The following is a 16,197-nucleotide window of genomic DNA, read 5'->3' as shown; positions in this document are numbered from 1 at the left end:
GAAACCGGGCACTGCACTCTCACTCAAGCCGATGCGGACCCGTCGAAATTTCGACTGCGGGCAAACAGCGGACAAAACCTCAGCGAGTGCGGCGCCGCGCGCGGAACGCGGCCACGTTCGTGCGGTTGGCGCACGCCTCCGAGCAGAACCGCCGCCGCCCCGACCGCGACGCGTCGGCGTACACGCGCTCGCACCCGCCCGCCGCGCAGACGCCGGTGCGGTCCAGCCCGTGCGCGCAGACCAGCTCCGCCAGCCGCATCACCGTGGCCGCCCGCACCCGTTCGGGCAGGTCCGCCGCCGGGGGAGCGAAGTGCAGGTGCAGGCCGCCGCCGTCGTGGTCGGTCAGGTGGGGGCGCAGCGGCGCGGCGAGCAGCAGGCCGTTGAGCAGCGCGACGGCGGCGGCCACGTCGGTGAGCGCGAAGAACGACCGCAGCGTCCGGCCCCACTCCCGCAGCCCGGCGGCGTGCTCGGCCGCGTCGAACTCCCGCCACGCGAACCCGTGGTCGCGCAGCAGCCCGGCCAGGGCGTCGGCACCGTCGGCGCCGTCCACGACGGCGTTGACGAGCGCGACGGCGGCGGCGAGGCCCGCGCTGCGGTACCCCGTCTCCTGCCCCGAACCCGGCATCGCGTCGCCCGTCCTCTCCGCCCTCGCGAACCCGCCCAGTATCACCGAGACCGCGCCGCGTCCCGCTACGCTCGACGCAACGGACATCACGGGGGTGGCGCCGACATGGCGGAACGGCTGCTGGTCATCGGCGGGGACGCGGCGGGCATGAGCGCCGCGTCGCAGGCGCGGCGGCTGCGCAAACCGGACGACCTGGTCATCGACGTGCTGGAACGCGGGCACGACGTCTCGTACTCCGCGTGCGGCATCCCCTACTACGTGAGCGGCACCGTCGCGTCGGCCGCCGACCTGGTGGCCCGCACCCCCGCCGAGTTCGCCGAACGCGACATCGGCGTGCACGTCGGCCACGAGGCCGTCGAGATCGACACCGCCGGGGGGCGGGTGCGGGTCCGCACCGAGGACGGCGAGCGGTGGGAGGGGTTCGACCGGCTCGTCGTGGCGACGGGCGCCGTCCCGATCCGGCCCGAGCTGCCCGGCGCGGACGCCGCCGGCGTCCACGGCGTGCAGGTCCTCGCCGACGGCATCCGGCTGCGCCGCGCACTGGAGGACGGCGAGCCCGCCCGCGCCGTGGTCGTCGGCGGCGGTTACATCGGGCTGGAGATGGCCGAGGCGCTGGTCGTCCGGGGCCTGGACGTCACGCTCGTCGACGCCGCCGAGCAGCCCATGAGCACGCTCGACCCCGACATGGGGGCGATCATCGCCGACGCGATCCGCGACATCGGCGTCACGCTGCGCCTAGGCGAGAAGGTCGAGGGGTTCGACACCGAGAACGGCCGCGTCACGGCCGTGCGCACCGAGTCGTCGGTGCTGCCCGCCGACCTCGTCGTGCTCGGCCTCGGCGTCAAGCCCAACTCGGGTCTGGCCGCCGCGGCGGGCATCGCCACCGGCCCCACCGGCGGCATCGTCACCGACCGGCGGATGCGCACCCGCACCGAGGGCGTGTGGGCGGCGGGCGACTGCGTCGAGACCCGGCACCTCATCTCCGGCGAGCCCGTCGCGATCGCGCTCGGCACCCACGCCAACAAGCAGGGCCGCGTCGCGGGCATCACGATCGGCGGCGGCTACGCGACGTTCCCCGGCGTCCTCGGCACCGCGATCTCCAAGATCTGCTCGGCGGAGGTCGCCCGGACCGGCCTGAACGAGCGCGAGGCCGAGGCCGCCGGTTTCGTGACGCTCAGCGCGACCGTGGAGTCCACCACCCGCGCGGGCTACCACCCCGACGCCAAGACCATGCACACCAAGCTCGTCGTGGAGCGCCGCAGCGGCCGCCTCCTCGGCGCCCAGATCGTCGGCGAGGAGAACGCCGCCAAACGCATCGACGCCCTCGCCATCGCCCTCTGGAACGGCATGACCGTCGAGCAGATGACCGCCCTCGACCTCGGCTACGCCCCACCCTTCTCGCCCGTCTGGGATCCCGTCCTCATCACCGCCCGCAAGGCCGCCGAACTAGTCGAATCCGACATGCGCACCCCCTGACACCCCGCACGCCGACGTCAGTGGAGCGCAAGCCGGAACGGCCCGTCTCCGCCACGGCGCCCCGGGTGTGTCGGTGCCTTCGGCTTGGCGGGCGGTAGGTCGCCCGGGAACGAGTGGCGAGTTTTCGGCACGTCGGGCGGCTTCGGATCGGCCGGGCGGTGGCCGCCCGCCGAGGGGTCGGTGGGCGGCCTGGTGTCATGTGTCGGTGTGCTCGTGGCGGGGGCTCTGGAGTGGCCGGTTCACGCGTCGACGTACTCGCGCAGGTGGCGGGCCGTGAGGGTGTCGGCGTCGGCGATCAGGTCGGCGGGCGGGCCGGTGAAGATGACCTCGCCGCCGTCGTGGCCGCCGCCGGGGCCGATGTCGATGATCCAGTCGGCGTGCGCCATGACGGCCTGGTGGTGCTCGATCACGATGACCGAGTTGCCGTCGTCGACGAGCCGGTCGAGCAGGCCGAGAAGCTGGTCGACGTCGGCCATGTGCAGGCCGGTCGTCGGCTCGTCCAGCACGTAGGTGGACGACTTCTCCGCCATGTGGATCGCCAGCTTGATCCGCTGCCGCTCACCGCCCGACAGGGTGTTCAGCGGTTGCCCCAGCCGCAGGTAGCCGAGGCCGACGTCGTTGAGCCGGTCGAGGATGGCGCGGGCCTGCCCGGAGCCGAAGAACTCCCGCGCCTCCGCCATCGACATGCCCAGCACGTCGCTGATGTTCTTGCCGTTCAGCGTGTAGCCGAGGACCTCGGGCGTGAACCGCTTGCCCTCGCACTGCTCGCACACCGACGCGACGCCCGCCATCATCGCCAGGTCGGTGTAGACGAGCCCGAGCCCGTTGCAGTTCGGGCAGGCGCCCGCCGAGTTCGCGCTGAACAGCGCCGCCTTGACGCCGTTGGCCTTGGCGAACGCCGTCCGGATCGGGTTCAGCAGCCCGGTGTAGGTCGCCGGGTTACTGCGCCGCGACCCTCGGATGGGGGACTGGTCGGCGACAACGACGCCGTCGCGCCCGGACAGGTAGCCGTGGATCAGCGAGCTCTTGCCCGACCCGGCGACGCCCGTCACGACCGCGAGCACGCCGAGCGGCACGTCGACCGACACGTCCTTGAGGTTGTGCAGGTTCGCCCCGGTGATGGCGATGTGCCCGTTCGGCTCGCGGACCTTCTCCCGCAGCCCGACCCGGTGCCCGAGATGCCGTCCGGTGAGGGTGCCGGACGCGCGCAGCCCCGCGACGTCGCCGGAGTAGCACAGCCGCCCGCCCGCGGTGCCCGCGCCGGGGCCGAGGTCGACCACGTGGTCGGCGATGGCGATGACCTCCGGCTTGTGCTCGACCACCAGCACGGTGTTGCCCTTGTCGCGCAGCCGCAGCAGCAGCTCGTTCATCCGCTGGATGTCGTGCGGGTGCAGGCCGATCGTCGGCTCGTCGAACACGTAGGTGACGTCGGTGAGGCTGGACCCCAGGTGCCGGACCATCTTCACGCGCTGCGCCTCACCGCCCGACAGCGACGCCGACGTCCGGTCGAGGCTGAGGTAGCCGAGGCCGATCTCCACCAGCGAGTCGAGCGTCTCGCGCAGCGTGGCCAGCAGCGGGGCGACGGACGCGTCCTCGATGCCGCGCACGAACGCGGCCAGCTCGTTGATCTGCATCGCCGAGCACTGCGCGATGTTGACGTCGCCGATCCGGGACGACAGCGCCGCCTGGCTGAGCCGCGTCCCGCCGCAGACCGGGCACTCGGCGAACACGACGGCCCGGTCGACGAAGGCGCGGATGTGGCCCTGCATGGTGTCGCGGTCCTTGGAGAGGTAGATCCGCTGGACCTTCACCACCAGGCCCTCGTAGCTGAGGTTGTTCGACCCGACCTTCACCTTCGTGAGGGGCTTGTGCAGGAACGTCTCCCACTCCTCGGCGGAGTAGTCGCGCAGCCTCTTGTCCGGGTCGAAGAACCCCGAGTGCGCGATGACCTGCCAGTACCAGGAGTCGACGGCGAACTGCGGCACGGTGATCGCGCCCTCGTTCAGCGACAGGTCGCGGTCGACGAGCTGGTCGATGTCGATCTTGGAGACCTGGCCGAGCCCCTCGCACTCGGTGCACATGCCCTCGGCGCTGTTGAAGCTGAACGCGGTGGACGTGCCGATGTGCGGCTGCCCGAGCCGGCTGAAGATGATCCGCAGCATCGTGTAGGCGTCGGTGGCGGTGCCGACCGTGGACCGCGAGTTCGCGCCCATGCGCTCCTGGTCCACCACGATCGCGGCGCTCAGGTTGTGCAGCGCGTCCACGTCGGGCCGCCCCAGGCTCGGCATGAACGACTGGATGAACGCCGTGTACGTCTCGTTGATCAGCCGCTGCGCCTCGGCGGCGATCGTCCCGAACACCAGCGACGACTTGCCCGACCCCGAGACGCCGGTGAACACGGTGAGCCGCCGCTTGGGCAGGTCGAGCGAGACGTCCGTCAGGTTGTTCTCCCGCGCCCCCCGCACCTGGATCACGTCATGGGCGTCTGCGGCCGGACGGCCGGACTCGGCAACCATTTCGAGCACTCCTCGCTAGAACGAACGTTCGTGACCCCGGACCCCGCGCGGCGCCGTGCCGTCGCCGAAACCCCGTACCGGCCACTCTTCCATCCGGGTGTGACAGAACCTGTCCGCGACCGCGCGGGCGGGGTCAGGCGCCCAGCTCGTCGAGGTGCTCGTCCATGGTCGTGCGCAGGTGGTCCAGGAACGCCTCGAAGCGCTGGAGCAGTTCGGGCGGGTACTGCGCCATCATCGCGTCGAGACGGTCGGCGAGCGGGTCGAAGAACTCCTCGGCGAGCGCCTGCACCTCGGCGCTGCTGCGCAGCGTGACGACGCGCCGGTCGGTGTGCTCGCGGCTCCGCACGATGTGCCCGGCCTGTTCGAGCCGGTTGAGCAGCGCCGTCGTGGCGCCCGACGACAGCGAGATGCGCTCGCTGAGCCGCGCGGGCGACAACGGCGTGCCGCGTTCCTCGGCGGTCAGCAGTTCCACGAGCGCGACGGCGTCGGTGGAGTGCAGGCCGAGCCACGCCGCGAACCGGCGGCTGAACTCGGCGTAGGTGCCCCCGTAGGCGCGCAGCGCCTCCATCAGCCGGTCGCGCTGGGTCTCCGCGTCGCCCGCTTCCATTCCGGCCGTCCTCCCGTCGCCCGATCGCTTTGACAACCTACCGCCGTCCGAACTAACTTCATCATAAAATAACTTCACCATGGAGGTATCTGGGATGGCCCTCTCGCCGTCCGCCCGCCGATGGCTCGGCCTGGTCGCCATCGCACTGGGTGTGGCACTGATCGTGGTGGACACCACGATCGTCAACGTGATCGTCCCCTCGATCATCGAGGATCTGGGCGTCACGTCCGTTCAGGCGCAGTGGATCCAGGAGTCCTACGCGATCGTCTTCGCGGCGCTGCTCCTGCTGGCCGGACGGTGCGCCGACCTGGTCGGCGCCCGCCGGATCTTCCTCGCCGGCGTCGTCCTCTTCGGCGTGACGAGCGTCCTGGCGGGGCTCGCGCCCAACGGCGGCCTGCTCATCGCCGCGCGCTTCCTCCAGGGCGCGGGCGCGGCGATGATCCTGCCGACGTCGCTCGCCCTGCTGAACGCGACGTTCACCGGCAAGGCGCGCGGCCAGGCGTTCGCCGTCTGGGGCTCGACGATCGGCGCCGCCGCCGCGCTCGGCCCGCTGCTCGGCGGCTGGCTCTCCGAGCACGCCTCCTGGCGCTGGGCCTTCGGCATCAACATCCCGCTCACCGTGGTGATCTGCGTGGGCGTCGCGCTGTTCCTCGCCCCCTCGCCGCGCACCGCCGGACGCGTCGACGTGCTCGGCGCCGTCCTGTCGGTCCTCGGGCTCGGGCTGCTGGCGTTCGGCCTCGTCGAGGGCCGCACCTACGGCTGGGTCACCGTCGTCCGCCCGCTGGAGATCGGCGGGTTCTCCTGGGACGGGGGAGTGTCGCCCGTCCTGGTCGCGCTGCTCCTGGCGGCCGTCGCGCTCGCCGGGTTCGTCCGCAGGCAGGCGGTGCTGAGCCGGGGCGGGCGCCGCGCGGAACCCCTGATGGACGTGCGCCTGTTCGCGCTGCCCTCGTTCCGGGGCGGCAACATCGCCACGCTGATCATCGCGCTCGGCGAGTTCGGCATCGTCGCCGCACTGCCGCTGTGGCTCCAGTTCACGCTCGGCTACAGCGCGCTCCAGGCCGGGCTGGCCCTGGTCCCGGTGGCGGTCGGCAGCTTCTTCGCCAGCGGCGCGAGCTTCGGGATGGCCGGGAAGATCTCGCCGCTCGGCATGCTGCGGATCGGCCTGGTCCTGGAGGCCGTGGGCCTCGCCGGACTCGGCCTGATCGCCACCACTGACAGTTCGTGGTGGTCGGTCTCGGGCGTCCTGTTCGTCTACGGCATCGGCGTCGGCTTCGCCACCGCCCAGGTCACCAACGTGGTCCTCGCGGACGTCCCCGACACCAGCGCCGGTCAGGGCTCCGGCATTCAGAGCGCCTTCCGCCAGCTCGGCTCCGCCCTCGGCATCGCCCTGCTCACCACGGTGTTCTTCACGACGCTCGGCTCCCGGCTGGGTGAACGCCTCACCGGCGCGGGGCTGCCCGCCGAGCAGGCCGACCAGATCACCGGCGCCGTCACCGACAGCGCCGGAGCGGCCATCGGCGCCCTGGCCGCCGACCCGCGGACGGCGTCCGCCGCCGAGGCGGCCCGCTCGGCGATGACCGAGGGCATCGCCTACGGCGGCTACCTCGCCGCGGGACTGATCGTCCTCGGCCTCGTCGCCACCCTGCTCATCCCGTCCCGCCCGGCGTCCCCGACTACCGAGGACGCACCGGCCACTCCCGCCACCGTCTGACGGCCCTGGGGCCCGGCGCCGCCGGGCCCCAGGGGAGCGGCACAACGAAAAGACCCTGTTCCTCGGCCGAGGAACAGGGTCTGCCATCGAAGATGGTGGGCGATACTGGGATTGAACCAGTGACCTCTACCGTGTCAAGGTAGCGCTCTCCCACTGAGCTAATCGCCCGCGCGTACTTCCGGGGAAGACGGCGTTGAGGTGGAGACGGGATTTGAACCCGTGTACACGGCTTTGCAGGCCGTTGCCTCGCCTCTCGGCCACTCCACCGAGTGAGACCTCATGCGGCAACAACCAAAAGGCCCCTCAGAGCGGAAGACGGGATTCGAACCCGCGACCCTCACCTTGGCAAGGTGATGCTCTACCCCTGAGCCACTTCCGCGTGCGCTGCCCGGTTCCGTTCTCCCCTTCCGGGGCGGTCCCTCGCGGCGACATGGAAAACACTAGCGCGTTCTCGCGCGTTCCCCAAACCGGATTCGCGCACGGACGGCACCGTCCGGCGTTCACGCAGGTCACGGCACCGATCGGTGCCCGTCCGGCGTGGCCCGGCCGGACGCGCGGCAGACTGGGCACCATGCGGGAGTTCGCCTACGCCGGGGGCATGCTGGCGACCGGGCTGGCCGAGGTCACCGACGACCCGGCCGCCCTGGAGACGCACGGCTGGTGGGCCGTCGTCGTCACCTACGAGGGCCGGGTCACCTGCGCCCGCTTCACCGACGTGCGCCCCGCCCCGCACCCGGACGGCCCGTGGCGCGCCCCGGGCGCCTGGACGACCTCGCTCGACGAGGACGCCTACGTGCAAGGCGTCCACCGCATCCGCGCCGCCATCGCCGACGGCGTCGTCTACCAGGCCAACCTGTGCCGCGTCCTCACCACCGCCCTGCCGTCCGGCGCCGACATCGCCGGCCTCGGCGCCCGGCTGCGGCGCGGCAACCCCGCCCCCTACGCGGCGACGCTGCGGCTGCCCGGCCTCGCGATCGCGTCCGCCTCCCCGGAGCTGTACCTGAGCCGCGACGGCGACGTCGTGGAGTCCCGCCCGATCAAGGGCACCGGACGCACCGCCGCCGACCTGCTCCCCAAGGACCGCGCCGAGAACGTGATGATCGTCGATCTGGTCCGCAACGACCTCGGCCGCGTCGCCGCCCCCGGCTCGGTCACCGTCCCCGAGCTGTGCGGGGTCGAGGAGCACCCCGGCCTCGTCCACCTCGTCTCGACCGTCCGCGCCCGCCTCGATGCGGGACAGGGCTGGCCCGCCCTGCTCGCCGCGACGTTCCCGCCCGGCTCGGTCACCGGGGCGCCCAAGTCCAGCGCGCTGACACTGCTCGCGGAACTCGAACCGGTGCCCCGGGGGCCGTACTGTGGGGCCATCGGCTGGGTGGACGCGGACTCCGGGCGCGGAGCCCTCGCGGTCGGCATCCGCACCTTCTGGGCCCAGGACGGCCTGCTGCGCTTCGGTACCGGCGCGGGCATCACCTGGGGGTCCGATCCACACCGGGAATGGCGGGAGACCGAGCTGAAGGCGGCTCGGCTGTTGGAGGTGGCATCCGGTGACGGAGCAGGGCAAGGTCTGGCTCAACGGCGAACTGCTCGCCCCTGAGAACGCGCGCGTCTCGGTCTTCGACCACGGCGTCCTCGTCGGCGACGGCGTCTTCGAGACGGTCAAGGCGATCGCGGGGGAGCCGTTCGCGCTGACCCGGCACCTGCGCCGGCTGGCGCGGTCCGCCGCCGGACTCGGCCTGCCCGAACCCGACCAGGACGCCATCGCACGCGGCGTCCAGGAGACCCTGGCGGCCTCGCCCCCGTACGCGCTGGCCCGCATCCGCATCACCTACACCAGCGGCCCCGGCCCGCTCGGCTCCGACCGCGGCGACGCCGGGCCGACCGTGTCGGTGATCGTCGCCGAGCAGCCGCCGTTCCCGCCGACGTCGTCCGTCGTCATCGTGCCGTGGCCGCGCAACGAGCGCGGCGCGCTGAGCGGCCTGAAGACCACGTCCTACGCCGACAACGCGCTCGCCCTCGCCCACGCCAAGAGGCACGGCGGCGGCGAGGCGATCTTCGGCAACACCGTCGGGGAACTGTGCGAGGGCACCGGCACCAACGTGTTCCTGGTGCGCGGCGGCCGGCTCGTGACGCCGCCGCTGACCTCGGGCTGCCTGGCGGGCGTCACCCGCGAGCTGACGCTGGAGTGGTGCGGCGGCGAGGAGGAGAGCGTCCCGCTGGAGGCGCTGCGCGACGCCGAGGAGGCGTTCCTGACGTCCACCACCCGCGACGTCATGCCGATCGCGCTCGTCGACGGCGTCGCCCTGCCCGCCGCGCCGGGCCCGGTCACCGCCAAGGCGATGCAGACGTTCGCGGCCCGCGCCGCCGAGCGGCTCGACCCCTGATCAGAGCCGTTCGGCCGTCATCGCCGCGCCGACGATGCCCGCGTTGTTGTGCAGCGCGGCGGGCACGACCGGCGCCCGCACGCCGCTCAGCAGCGGGACGAACTTCTCGGACTTCTTGCTGACGCCCCCGCCCAGCACGAACAGGGCGGGGGAGAAGAGCATCTCCACGTGCCGGAGATAGGTGCTGAGCCGGTGCGCCCACTTCTCCCACGACAGGTCGTGCTCCTCGCGGACCCGGGACGCCGCCCGCGTCTCGGCGTCGTGGCCGTGCAGCTCCAGATGGCCCAGCTCGGTGTTGGGCAGCAGGTTGCCGTCGGTGAACAGCGCGCTGCCGATGCCCGTGCCGAGCGTCAGCACGATCACCGTTCCCCGCACGTCGCGGGCCGCGCCGAAGCGCACCTCGGCCAGGCCCGCCGCGTCGGCGTCGTTGATGACCGTGACCGGACGCCCGGCGGCGTCGCTGAACAGCGCCGCCGCGTCCAGCCCGATCCAGTGCTCGTGCAGGTTGACGGCCGTCCGCGTGACGCCGTCCACGACGACGCCGGGGAACGTCACGCCGACCGGCCCCGCGCCGCCGAAACTCCCGGTGATCTCGGCGAGCACCGCCGCGACCGCCTCCGGCTCGGCCGGATCGGGCGTCTCGATGCGCAGCCGCTCCGTGGCGAACTCTCCGGTGGACAGGTCGACCGGGGCGCCCTTGACGCCCGATCCGCCGATGTCGATGCCCAGCACGCTCATGCGGGGGTTCCTTCCCGTCCAAGACGTCTTCAACAGCGCCCCGTGTAACGGCTCGGGGAATACCGCCGCGAAGCCTTACAACGGGCGCGCGGGATTGCGAGACTGGGACGCGTGAACGATTTCGACGTGCTCGTACTCGGATCGGGTCCGGGCGGCCGCCGCGCCGCCATCGCCGCGGCCAAACTCGGCCGCCGTGCCGCCATCGTCGACAGCCGCACCATGCTCGGCGGCGTCTGCATCAACACGGGAACGATCCCGTCCAAGACGCTGCGCGAGGCCGTCCTCTACCTGACGGGCCTCAACCAGCGGGAACTGTACGGGCAGAGCTACCGGGTCAAGGACGACATCACGGTCGCCGACCTCGGCATGCGCACCCAGCACGTCATCGGCCGCGAGATCGACGTGATCCGCAGCCAGCTCGCCCGCAACCACGTCACCGTCCTGACCGGCACCGGCCGGTTCCTCGACCCGCACACCGTCGGCGTCAGCGGCGGCGAGGACGGCGAACGCGAGCAGAAGTACACCGCCGACAAGATCGTCATCGCGACCGGCACCCGGCCCGCCCGGCCCGGCACCGTCCAGTTCGACGACCGCACCGTCATCGACTCCGACGGCATCATCAACCTCGAACGCATCCCCGAGACGATGGTCGTCGTCGGCGCCGGGGTGATCGGCATCGAGTACGCGTCGATGTTCGCCGCCCTCGGCACCAAGGTCACCGTCGTCGAGCGCCGCGAACGGATGCTCGAGTTCGCCGACCTGGAGATCGTCGAGGCGCTCAAGTACCATCTGCGCGACCTCGCCGTCACCTTCCGGTTCCGGGAGGCGGTCGCCGCCGTCGAGCAGCACCCGCGCGGCGCCGTCACCGTTCTGGAGAGCGGCAAGCGCATCCCCGCCGACACCGTCATGTACTCCGCCGGGCGGCAGGGCCAGACCGACGACCTCGGGCTCGACGCCGCCGGCCTCGCCGCCGACCGGCGCGGCCGCATCAAGGTGGACGACCACTTCCGCACCGACGTCGAGCACATCTACGCCGTCGGCGACGTCATCGGCTTCCCGTCGCTGGCGGCGACGTCCATGGAACAGGGGCGGCTCGCCGCCCACCACGCGTGCGGCGAACCCGTGCCCGGCATCCTGGAACTCCAGCCGATCGGCATCTACACGATCCCCGAGATCAGCTTCGTGGGACGCACCGAGGACGACCTCACCGAGGCCAAGGTGCCCTTCGAGGTGGGCGTGTCCCGCTACCGCGAGCTGGCTCGCGGGCAGATCATCGGGGACTCCTACGGCATGCTCAAACTGCTGGTCTCACCGGAGGACCGTTCCCTGCTGGGCGTCCACGTCTTCGGCACGGGTGCGACCGAACTGGTGCACATCGGGCAGACCGTGATGGGGCTCGGCGGCACCGTCGACTACCTGGTGAACGCGGTGTTCAACTATCCGACGCTGGCGGAGTCCTACAAGGTGGCGGCGCTGGACGCGATGAACAAGATGCGCCACATCGCGCGGCTCACCGACTGACGCGGACGGGGATCACGACGACCAGAGCAGGTTCTCCAGCTCGTTGTCGATGTCGATGAACTCCGACTCCTGCCCGGCCGGGACGGCCCGGTAGGTGCGGTGCAGGAACTCGGCGAGCGCCGACAGCGGCACCTCGAACAGGGCGTCGCCGAACGGCGAGGAGAGGGCGAGGTTCAGCGTGTCGTCGTCCTCGGGGCCGGCGGGCCAGACCTCCACGTCGCCGTCGCCGACGCGGCGGACGATGCCGACGGTCAGCAGCTCACGGGCGAAGATCCACTCCACCGGCTCGTCGTCGCCCACGTAGAACGCCATGCGGATGGCGTAGGGGTCGTCGGCGGCGTACTCCAGCCCCGCGAGCAGCGGGACGGAGGAGCGGTCGGGTACGACGAGACGCAGGCCCAGCTCGGCCGACACGGTGGTACTGCTGTTCATGGCCATCCTTCAGACGTCGGGCCCGGCAGTCGCGCGGGTGTTCCGGTGGGAACCTCTCCTCTCACGGATGTCCCCTCGTTCTGTGACGCGTAACGGAGCCAACTTGTGGGAACATTCCGTCTCCCTGGCTCTGTGTGATCTATCTCACAGGTTCAAAAGTGCCCCCTGACCTGCACAAAAGCGGACATCCAGCCCGGTGCGTCGTCGGCTTCCCGGTACGGAGCCCTCCTCCCTGTGTGACGATCGAGGGTCCTCGTTCGTTCGCGAGGAGTGGGCGGCGGAACCCAGGCACAGCGCTTTCTCTCGCATAAGGTAAAAACGTGGCGATCAACCAACACGACGACCTTCCGCCGGCGGGGCCCCCGGCGAAGGTCGACATCCGAGCAGGCCGCTTCAGCCGCCTCAGTCGCATCCGCGAAGTGATCCGGCGCAACGCCCTGCTGAACACGACATGGCGCATCGGCGTCTTCACGGTCGGCATCACGGTCCTCACCGGGGGCCTGATCATGATGGTGACGCCAGGCCCCGGCCTGCTCGGCATCGTCGTCGGCCTGGCCATCCTCGGCACGGAGTTCGCCTGGGCGCGCCGCGCCCTGCACCGCGCCAAGGCGGCGGCCGACCGAGCGAAGGAGAAGGCGCTCGACCCCCGCAAGAAGCGTCGCAACACCATCCTGGCGGTGATCGGCGGCATCCTCGTCGGCGCCCTCGTCATCGCCTACCTGGTCGTCTACGACTTCCGCCTCCCGTGGAACGTCGCCGACTGGACCCCCTGGGCCTGACGCCCCCTCGGCCGGGGGCGCGCCCGGACGGCCCACCGCCGCGCGCCCCCGCACCCGAAACCCTGGCGCGAACCCCCGCGCCGATGCGCTAGAGTCTTCCCGTCGGCAAGCACCACGCCGACCCGAGCACCACCTCGGGCGATTAGCTCAGTGGGAGAGCGCTTCGTTCACACCGAAGAGGTCACTGGTTCGAACCCAGTATCGCCCACCACGACACAGCGAAGAGGGCCCCGGATTCGTCCGGGGCCCTCTTCGCGTTCCGCCCGTCAGGTGGTCACTCGGGTGATCCAGGTCAGCAGGTCGGACTCGACCTCGTCGCGGTTGGTCTCGTTGAAGACCTCGTGGCGGGCTTCCTTGTACGTCGTGTAGGTGACGTCGGTCAGGCCCGCGTCGCGGTAGCGCTGGACGAGCAGGTCGCTCAGCGTGAGGTTCGCGTTCAGCGGGTCGGCGGTGCCGACGACCACGTAGACGGGCAGGTCCGCCGGAACCGGCGAGGGGTCGGCCAGGCGCGGGGCCGCGGTGAACAGTTCGCCCATCGCCTGGTCATCGAGGCTGAAGCCGCACCACGGGTCGGCGACGTAGGCGTCCACCTGGGCCTCGTCGCGGCTGAGCCAGTCGGCCTCGGTGCGCGCCGGGACGAACGGCTCGTTGAACAGCGCGAGCACGTCGGCGTCGGGGTTCTCGGTGAGGGAGGCGACGAACTGCGCCAACAGGCCGTCCACGGCCGTCGTCCCGGAGAGGACCAGGCCCGCGAGCAGATCCGCGTGGTCGAGGACGTACTGCTGGGCGGCGAACGAGCCCAGGCTGTGCGCCACCAGGACGAGCGGGAGCCCGGGATGCCGCTCGCGGGCCAGCTCCGACAGCGCGACCATGTCGGCGACGAGCAGGTCCCACCCGCCCACGCCCAGCGTGCCGGGATCGCCCTTCATCGTCCGGCCGTGCCCGCGATGGTCCGACGCGTACACCACGTAGCCGTGGTCGTTCAGCGTCCCGGCGAGGTGCGCGTACCGGGCGGCGTGCTCGCCCATCCCGTGCGCGATCTGCACGATTCCGCGCGGTTCGCCCGAGGGCTCCCACACATGGACGTGCACCTCGACGCCGTCGGTGCTGGTGAACGTGAACATCGCGACTCCTCGGGAACGCCTGGCCAGTGCTGGCGAGCGTAGACGAGCCGGACGCCCGCGGCCCACCCCGGAGACGCGACCGCGCGGCCCCGCGTCAGGGGGGGCCGCGCGTGGAGCGGGTCGCGGGTGGGCGCGTCAGGGGTTGCGGCGGCGGCGACGGCCGCCCAGCAGCTTGCCGAGTACGCGGAAGGGCAGCGTGATGACGTTGACGATGGTGGAGACGATCGAGTTCACCGCCGCGGAGATGCGACCCATGGTCTTGCTCCTCACTGATAGGGACAACACCGGTCTTCCCGCTGGTATCAGGTCAAACGTCGCCGGTTCGTCGCCCGGTCCAACGGGCAGCAGGGAAGCATGATGAGAGTCGTCGTCCTGTCCGACACGCACGCGCCGCGCTTCTGGAAGGCCACGCCGCCGCGCGTCGCCGGCCACCTGCGCGACGCCGACGTGATCCTGCACGCGGGCGACGTCTGCACCGCTGGCGTCCTGGACGACCTCGCCGCCTTCGCGCCCGTGCACGCCGTCCGCGGCAACAACGACGGCCCGGACGTCGCCGCCTGGGGCGCCCCCGAACGGCTCGAACTCGACCTCGCCGGACTGCCCGTCGCGATGATCCACGACGCCGGACGCGCCGACGGCCGTCCCGAACGCCTGCACCGCTGGTTTCCGCGCGCGGCGCTCGTCGTCTACGGCCACTCGCACATTCCCATGGACGTCACCGGCGAGCACGTCCGCATCTTCAACCCGGGCTCACCGACCGACCGCCGTCGCCAGCCCCACGGCACCCTCGGCCTGCTCGACATCGAGGACGGTCACCTGCGCGACGTCCGGATCGTCCCGGTCACCGACTGAACGGCTCCCGGACGCCCGGCCGCGAGGCCGGGCGTCCGGAGTTCAGGCCGCCAGGAAGGCGCCGAACGGCAGGTTGCGCACCAGCCAGAACAGCATGACCAGTACGAACAGCAGCCAGATGAGGCGGGGATCGCCCGCCTTCGTCCGGGTGGGGCGGTCGCGGGCGCGCGCGACCGTCCACCGCACCCAGAAGAACGCCAGCACCGGCAGCATCGCGAGCACGAACACGTTCAGCGTGAACGCCGTCCCGAGATCGCCGTGCGCCAGCGCGTGGAAGGTGCGCAGCGCCCCGCAGCCGGGGCACTGATACCCGGTGAGGGAGAGGAACGGGCACGTCGGATAGTGCCCGGCCTCGTTCGGGTCGACGACGCCCACGAACACGACCCCCGCCATGGCCAGCGCGGCCACGCCGAGCGGCGGCAGCACCCGGACCAGCCGGTTCCCGCTGCGCGGGGAGCCGTTCGTCGGGGGCGCGTCGTGTACGGACGCCGAGGGCCCGGTCCTCATGGAACGATCACCGGCCCGATCAGGCGCTGGCCGCGGCGACGTTCACGATGATCGCGAAGATGATCGCGATGATGCCGAGCACGCCGGAGACGATGGCCCACGTCTTGGCGTTCTTGGACGCCTTCAGGGCGCCCGCCTGGTCGCCGGCCTGCCACTTGGAGTTCACCTGCGTCGCGAAGACGATCGAGGCGATACCGGCGGGGAGGCAGCACAGCACCGTGGTGACGATCGCCCACACGAGGTAGTTCGGCGGGGGAGCCGACTGCGGCACACCGGCGCCGCCCTGCGGCGGGGGCGGCGGGGGGTAGTTGCTCAAGGAGAACCTCCGGGAACGGTGCGGGGACGTGGTGGCTCGGGCGGTTGCCGTCGGAAGCCGCGTCCCGCGTCTAACGGACGGATGGCCGGGAGTTCCGGACATCGTGGGGAACACCTTCCCATGGGACGGATTCAGCTTCCACGCGAGGAAGAAACAGTACGAACACTCTTTGGTAGCGGCGCTGGACGGTCGCACGGCCTGCGAAACACCTGTGACCGTGGTCATCGACACGTCGAAACCGGTGCGGCCGTCGTGCCGGGCCGGTGTGCGCGCCGCCGAAGATGGTCCCGTGATGGCCCTTCGAGCTGCACCGTTCGTTCACCCGCTCGTTCATCCGCGCGGTGAGCACGGTGACGGCCGTGGCGTGCGGGCTGCCTGTGGCGCCGTGCTCGGCGACGGGAGGCCGGGCACGACTTGACGCGGCGCGCGCGGTGGCGTATGTTGTCTCTTCGTCCCCAATGGGATGCAGGACGCTGCGCGTGTGCGGTGGCCGGCCCGGGGGAACCCTCCATGATCAATTCGTTGGCGTGGCTTTGTCGCGTCTGGATGGTTGTGGGCTGTCTGCTGTGGTGCGGGAATTCGTTCGGTTTGACAATCGGGCGGGATCTGGTG

Annotated in this window: 16 protein-coding genes and 4 tRNA genes; 8 read left to right on the top strand and 12 right to left on the bottom strand. The window is 71.5% G+C overall.

The genetic code is table 11. From position 1 onward, the window contains the following. Window positions 1-79 precede the first annotated feature (79 nt). Window positions 80-625 (bottom strand): CGNR zinc finger domain-containing protein, encoded by a 546-nt coding sequence (locus C229_RS31740; RefSeq protein ID WP_018657797.1) that lies wholly within the window; start codon window positions 623-625, stop codon window positions 80-82. Window positions 626-730: 105 nt separating this feature from the next. On the opposite strand from C229_RS31740, the gene C229_RS0124705 reads away from it, so the two are divergent. Continuing rightward, window positions 731-2,101: an FAD-dependent oxidoreductase gene (locus C229_RS0124705; protein WP_018657796.1), complete on the top strand. Its 1,371-nt coding sequence runs from the start codon at window positions 731-733 to the stop codon at window positions 2,099-2,101. A 239-nt stretch (window positions 2,102-2,340) separates the two neighbouring features. On the opposite strand, the gene C229_RS0124700 is transcribed toward C229_RS0124705, so the two are convergent. Beyond that, a complete protein-coding gene (locus C229_RS0124700; protein WP_018657795.1) occupies window positions 2,341-4,617 on the bottom strand; it encodes an ATP-binding cassette domain-containing protein in 2,277 nt (758 codons plus the stop codon). 133 nt (window positions 4,618-4,750) lie between these two features. Then, window positions 4,751-5,224 carry a MarR family winged helix-turn-helix transcriptional regulator gene (locus C229_RS0124695; RefSeq protein WP_018657794.1) on the bottom strand — a complete coding sequence of 158 codons (474 nt, stop codon included), beginning with the start codon at window positions 5,222-5,224 and terminating at the stop codon, window positions 4,751-4,753. A 79-nt stretch (window positions 5,225-5,303) separates the two neighbouring features. Here C229_RS0124695 and C229_RS0124690 point away from each other — a divergent pair, with 79 nt between their 5' ends. Then, complete coding sequence (locus C229_RS0124690; protein WP_240487385.1) at window positions 5,304-6,935, top strand: MFS transporter; 1,632 nt, start codon at window positions 5,304-5,306, stop codon at window positions 6,933-6,935. Window positions 6,936-7,028: 93 nt separating this feature from the next. On the opposite strand, the gene C229_RS0124685 is transcribed toward C229_RS0124690, so the two are convergent. From C229_RS0124685 to C229_RS0124675, 3 genes are all read right to left on the bottom strand, one after another. After that, window positions 7,029-7,103, bottom strand: a tRNA-Val gene (locus C229_RS0124685). Window positions 7,104-7,131: 28 nt separating this feature from the next. Further along, window positions 7,132-7,202: transfer RNA gene (locus C229_RS0124680), tRNA-Cys, on the bottom strand. Between the two features lie 40 nt (window positions 7,203-7,242). Then, window positions 7,243-7,314: transfer RNA gene (locus C229_RS0124675), tRNA-Gly, on the bottom strand. A gap of 192 nt (window positions 7,315-7,506) precedes the next feature. On the opposite strand from C229_RS0124675, the gene C229_RS0124670 reads away from it, so the two are divergent. Together C229_RS0124670 and C229_RS0124665 are read left to right on the top strand one after the other, a co-directional pair. Continuing rightward, window positions 7,507-8,529, top strand: a complete 1,023-nt coding sequence (locus C229_RS0124670; RefSeq protein WP_018657792.1) for a chorismate-binding protein — start codon at window positions 7,507-7,509, stop codon at window positions 8,527-8,529. Next, entirely contained in the window at window positions 8,480-9,316 is an 837-nt protein-coding gene (locus tag C229_RS0124665; protein WP_018657791.1) for an aminotransferase class IV, read from the top strand. Before C229_RS0124670 ends, C229_RS0124665 begins: the two co-directional genes overlap by 50 nt. On the opposite strand, the gene ppgK is transcribed toward C229_RS0124665, so the two are convergent. Beyond that, window positions 9,317-10,054 (bottom strand): polyphosphate--glucose phosphotransferase, encoded by a 738-nt coding sequence (gene ppgK, locus C229_RS0124660; RefSeq protein ID WP_018657790.1) that lies wholly within the window; start codon window positions 10,052-10,054, stop codon window positions 9,317-9,319. It lies immediately after the preceding gene. Between the two features lie 111 nt (window positions 10,055-10,165). On the opposite strand from ppgK, the gene sthA reads away from it, so the two are divergent. After that, the gene (gene sthA / locus C229_RS0124655; protein ID WP_018657789.1) at window positions 10,166-11,575 is read left to right on the top strand and encodes a Si-specific NAD(P)(+) transhydrogenase; all 1,410 of its coding nucleotides are present in this window, start codon (window positions 10,166-10,168) and stop codon (window positions 11,573-11,575) included. Window positions 11,576-11,587: 12 nt separating this feature from the next. On the opposite strand, the gene C229_RS0124650 is transcribed toward sthA, so the two are convergent. After that, entirely contained in the window at window positions 11,588-12,007 is a 420-nt protein-coding gene (locus C229_RS0124650; RefSeq protein WP_018657788.1) for an SsgA family sporulation/cell division regulator, read from the bottom strand. A gap of 320 nt (window positions 12,008-12,327) precedes the next feature. Between C229_RS0124650 and C229_RS0124645 the strand changes: the two genes are divergently transcribed. Together C229_RS0124645 and C229_RS0124640 are read left to right on the top strand one after the other, a co-directional pair. Further along, the gene (locus C229_RS0124645; protein WP_018657787.1) at window positions 12,328-12,786 is read left to right on the top strand and encodes a PGPGW domain-containing protein; all 459 of its coding nucleotides are present in this window, start codon (window positions 12,328-12,330) and stop codon (window positions 12,784-12,786) included. Window positions 12,787-12,922: 136 nt separating this feature from the next. Then, window positions 12,923-12,997: transfer RNA gene (locus tag C229_RS0124640), tRNA-Val, on the top strand. Window positions 12,998-13,052: 55 nt separating this feature from the next. On the opposite strand, the gene C229_RS0124635 is transcribed toward C229_RS0124640, so the two are convergent. Together C229_RS0124635 and C229_RS35900 are read right to left on the bottom strand one after the other, a co-directional pair. Further along, window positions 13,053-13,910 carry an alpha/beta hydrolase gene (locus tag C229_RS0124635; RefSeq protein WP_018657786.1) on the bottom strand — a complete coding sequence of 286 codons (858 nt, stop codon included), beginning with the start codon at window positions 13,908-13,910 and terminating at the stop codon, window positions 13,053-13,055. 135 nt (window positions 13,911-14,045) lie between these two features. Continuing rightward, window positions 14,046-14,165, bottom strand: coding sequence for an LPFR motif small protein (locus C229_RS35900; protein ID WP_018657785.1), 120 nt, complete (start codon window positions 14,163-14,165; stop codon window positions 14,046-14,048). A gap of 102 nt (window positions 14,166-14,267) precedes the next feature. Here C229_RS35900 and C229_RS0124625 point away from each other — a divergent pair, with 102 nt between their 5' ends. Further along, window positions 14,268-14,762 carry a metallophosphoesterase family protein gene (locus C229_RS0124625; RefSeq protein WP_018657784.1) on the top strand — a complete coding sequence of 165 codons (495 nt, stop codon included), beginning with the start codon at window positions 14,268-14,270 and terminating at the stop codon, window positions 14,760-14,762. 42 nt (window positions 14,763-14,804) lie between these two features. Here C229_RS0124625 and C229_RS0124620 read toward each other — a convergent pair whose 3' ends face one another. Both C229_RS0124620 and C229_RS32385 read right to left on the bottom strand, forming a co-directional pair. After that, window positions 14,805-15,269: a DUF2752 domain-containing protein gene (locus C229_RS0124620; RefSeq protein ID WP_081640024.1), complete on the bottom strand. Its 465-nt coding sequence runs from the start codon at window positions 15,267-15,269 to the stop codon at window positions 14,805-14,807. A gap of 19 nt (window positions 15,270-15,288) precedes the next feature. Then, window positions 15,289-15,585, bottom strand: a complete 297-nt coding sequence (locus C229_RS32385) for a CD225/dispanin family protein (protein ID WP_018657782.1) — start codon at window positions 15,583-15,585, stop codon at window positions 15,289-15,291. Window positions 15,586-16,197: the final 612 nt, after the last annotated feature.

Origin of the sequence: Actinomadura flavalba DSM 45200, from assembly GCF_000374305.1 — a bacterium.
GTDB classification, from domain to species: Bacteria; Actinomycetota; Actinomycetes; order Streptosporangiales; family Streptosporangiaceae; genus Spirillospora; species Spirillospora flavalba.
This window is presented reverse-complemented; position numbering and strand designations above follow the sequence as displayed.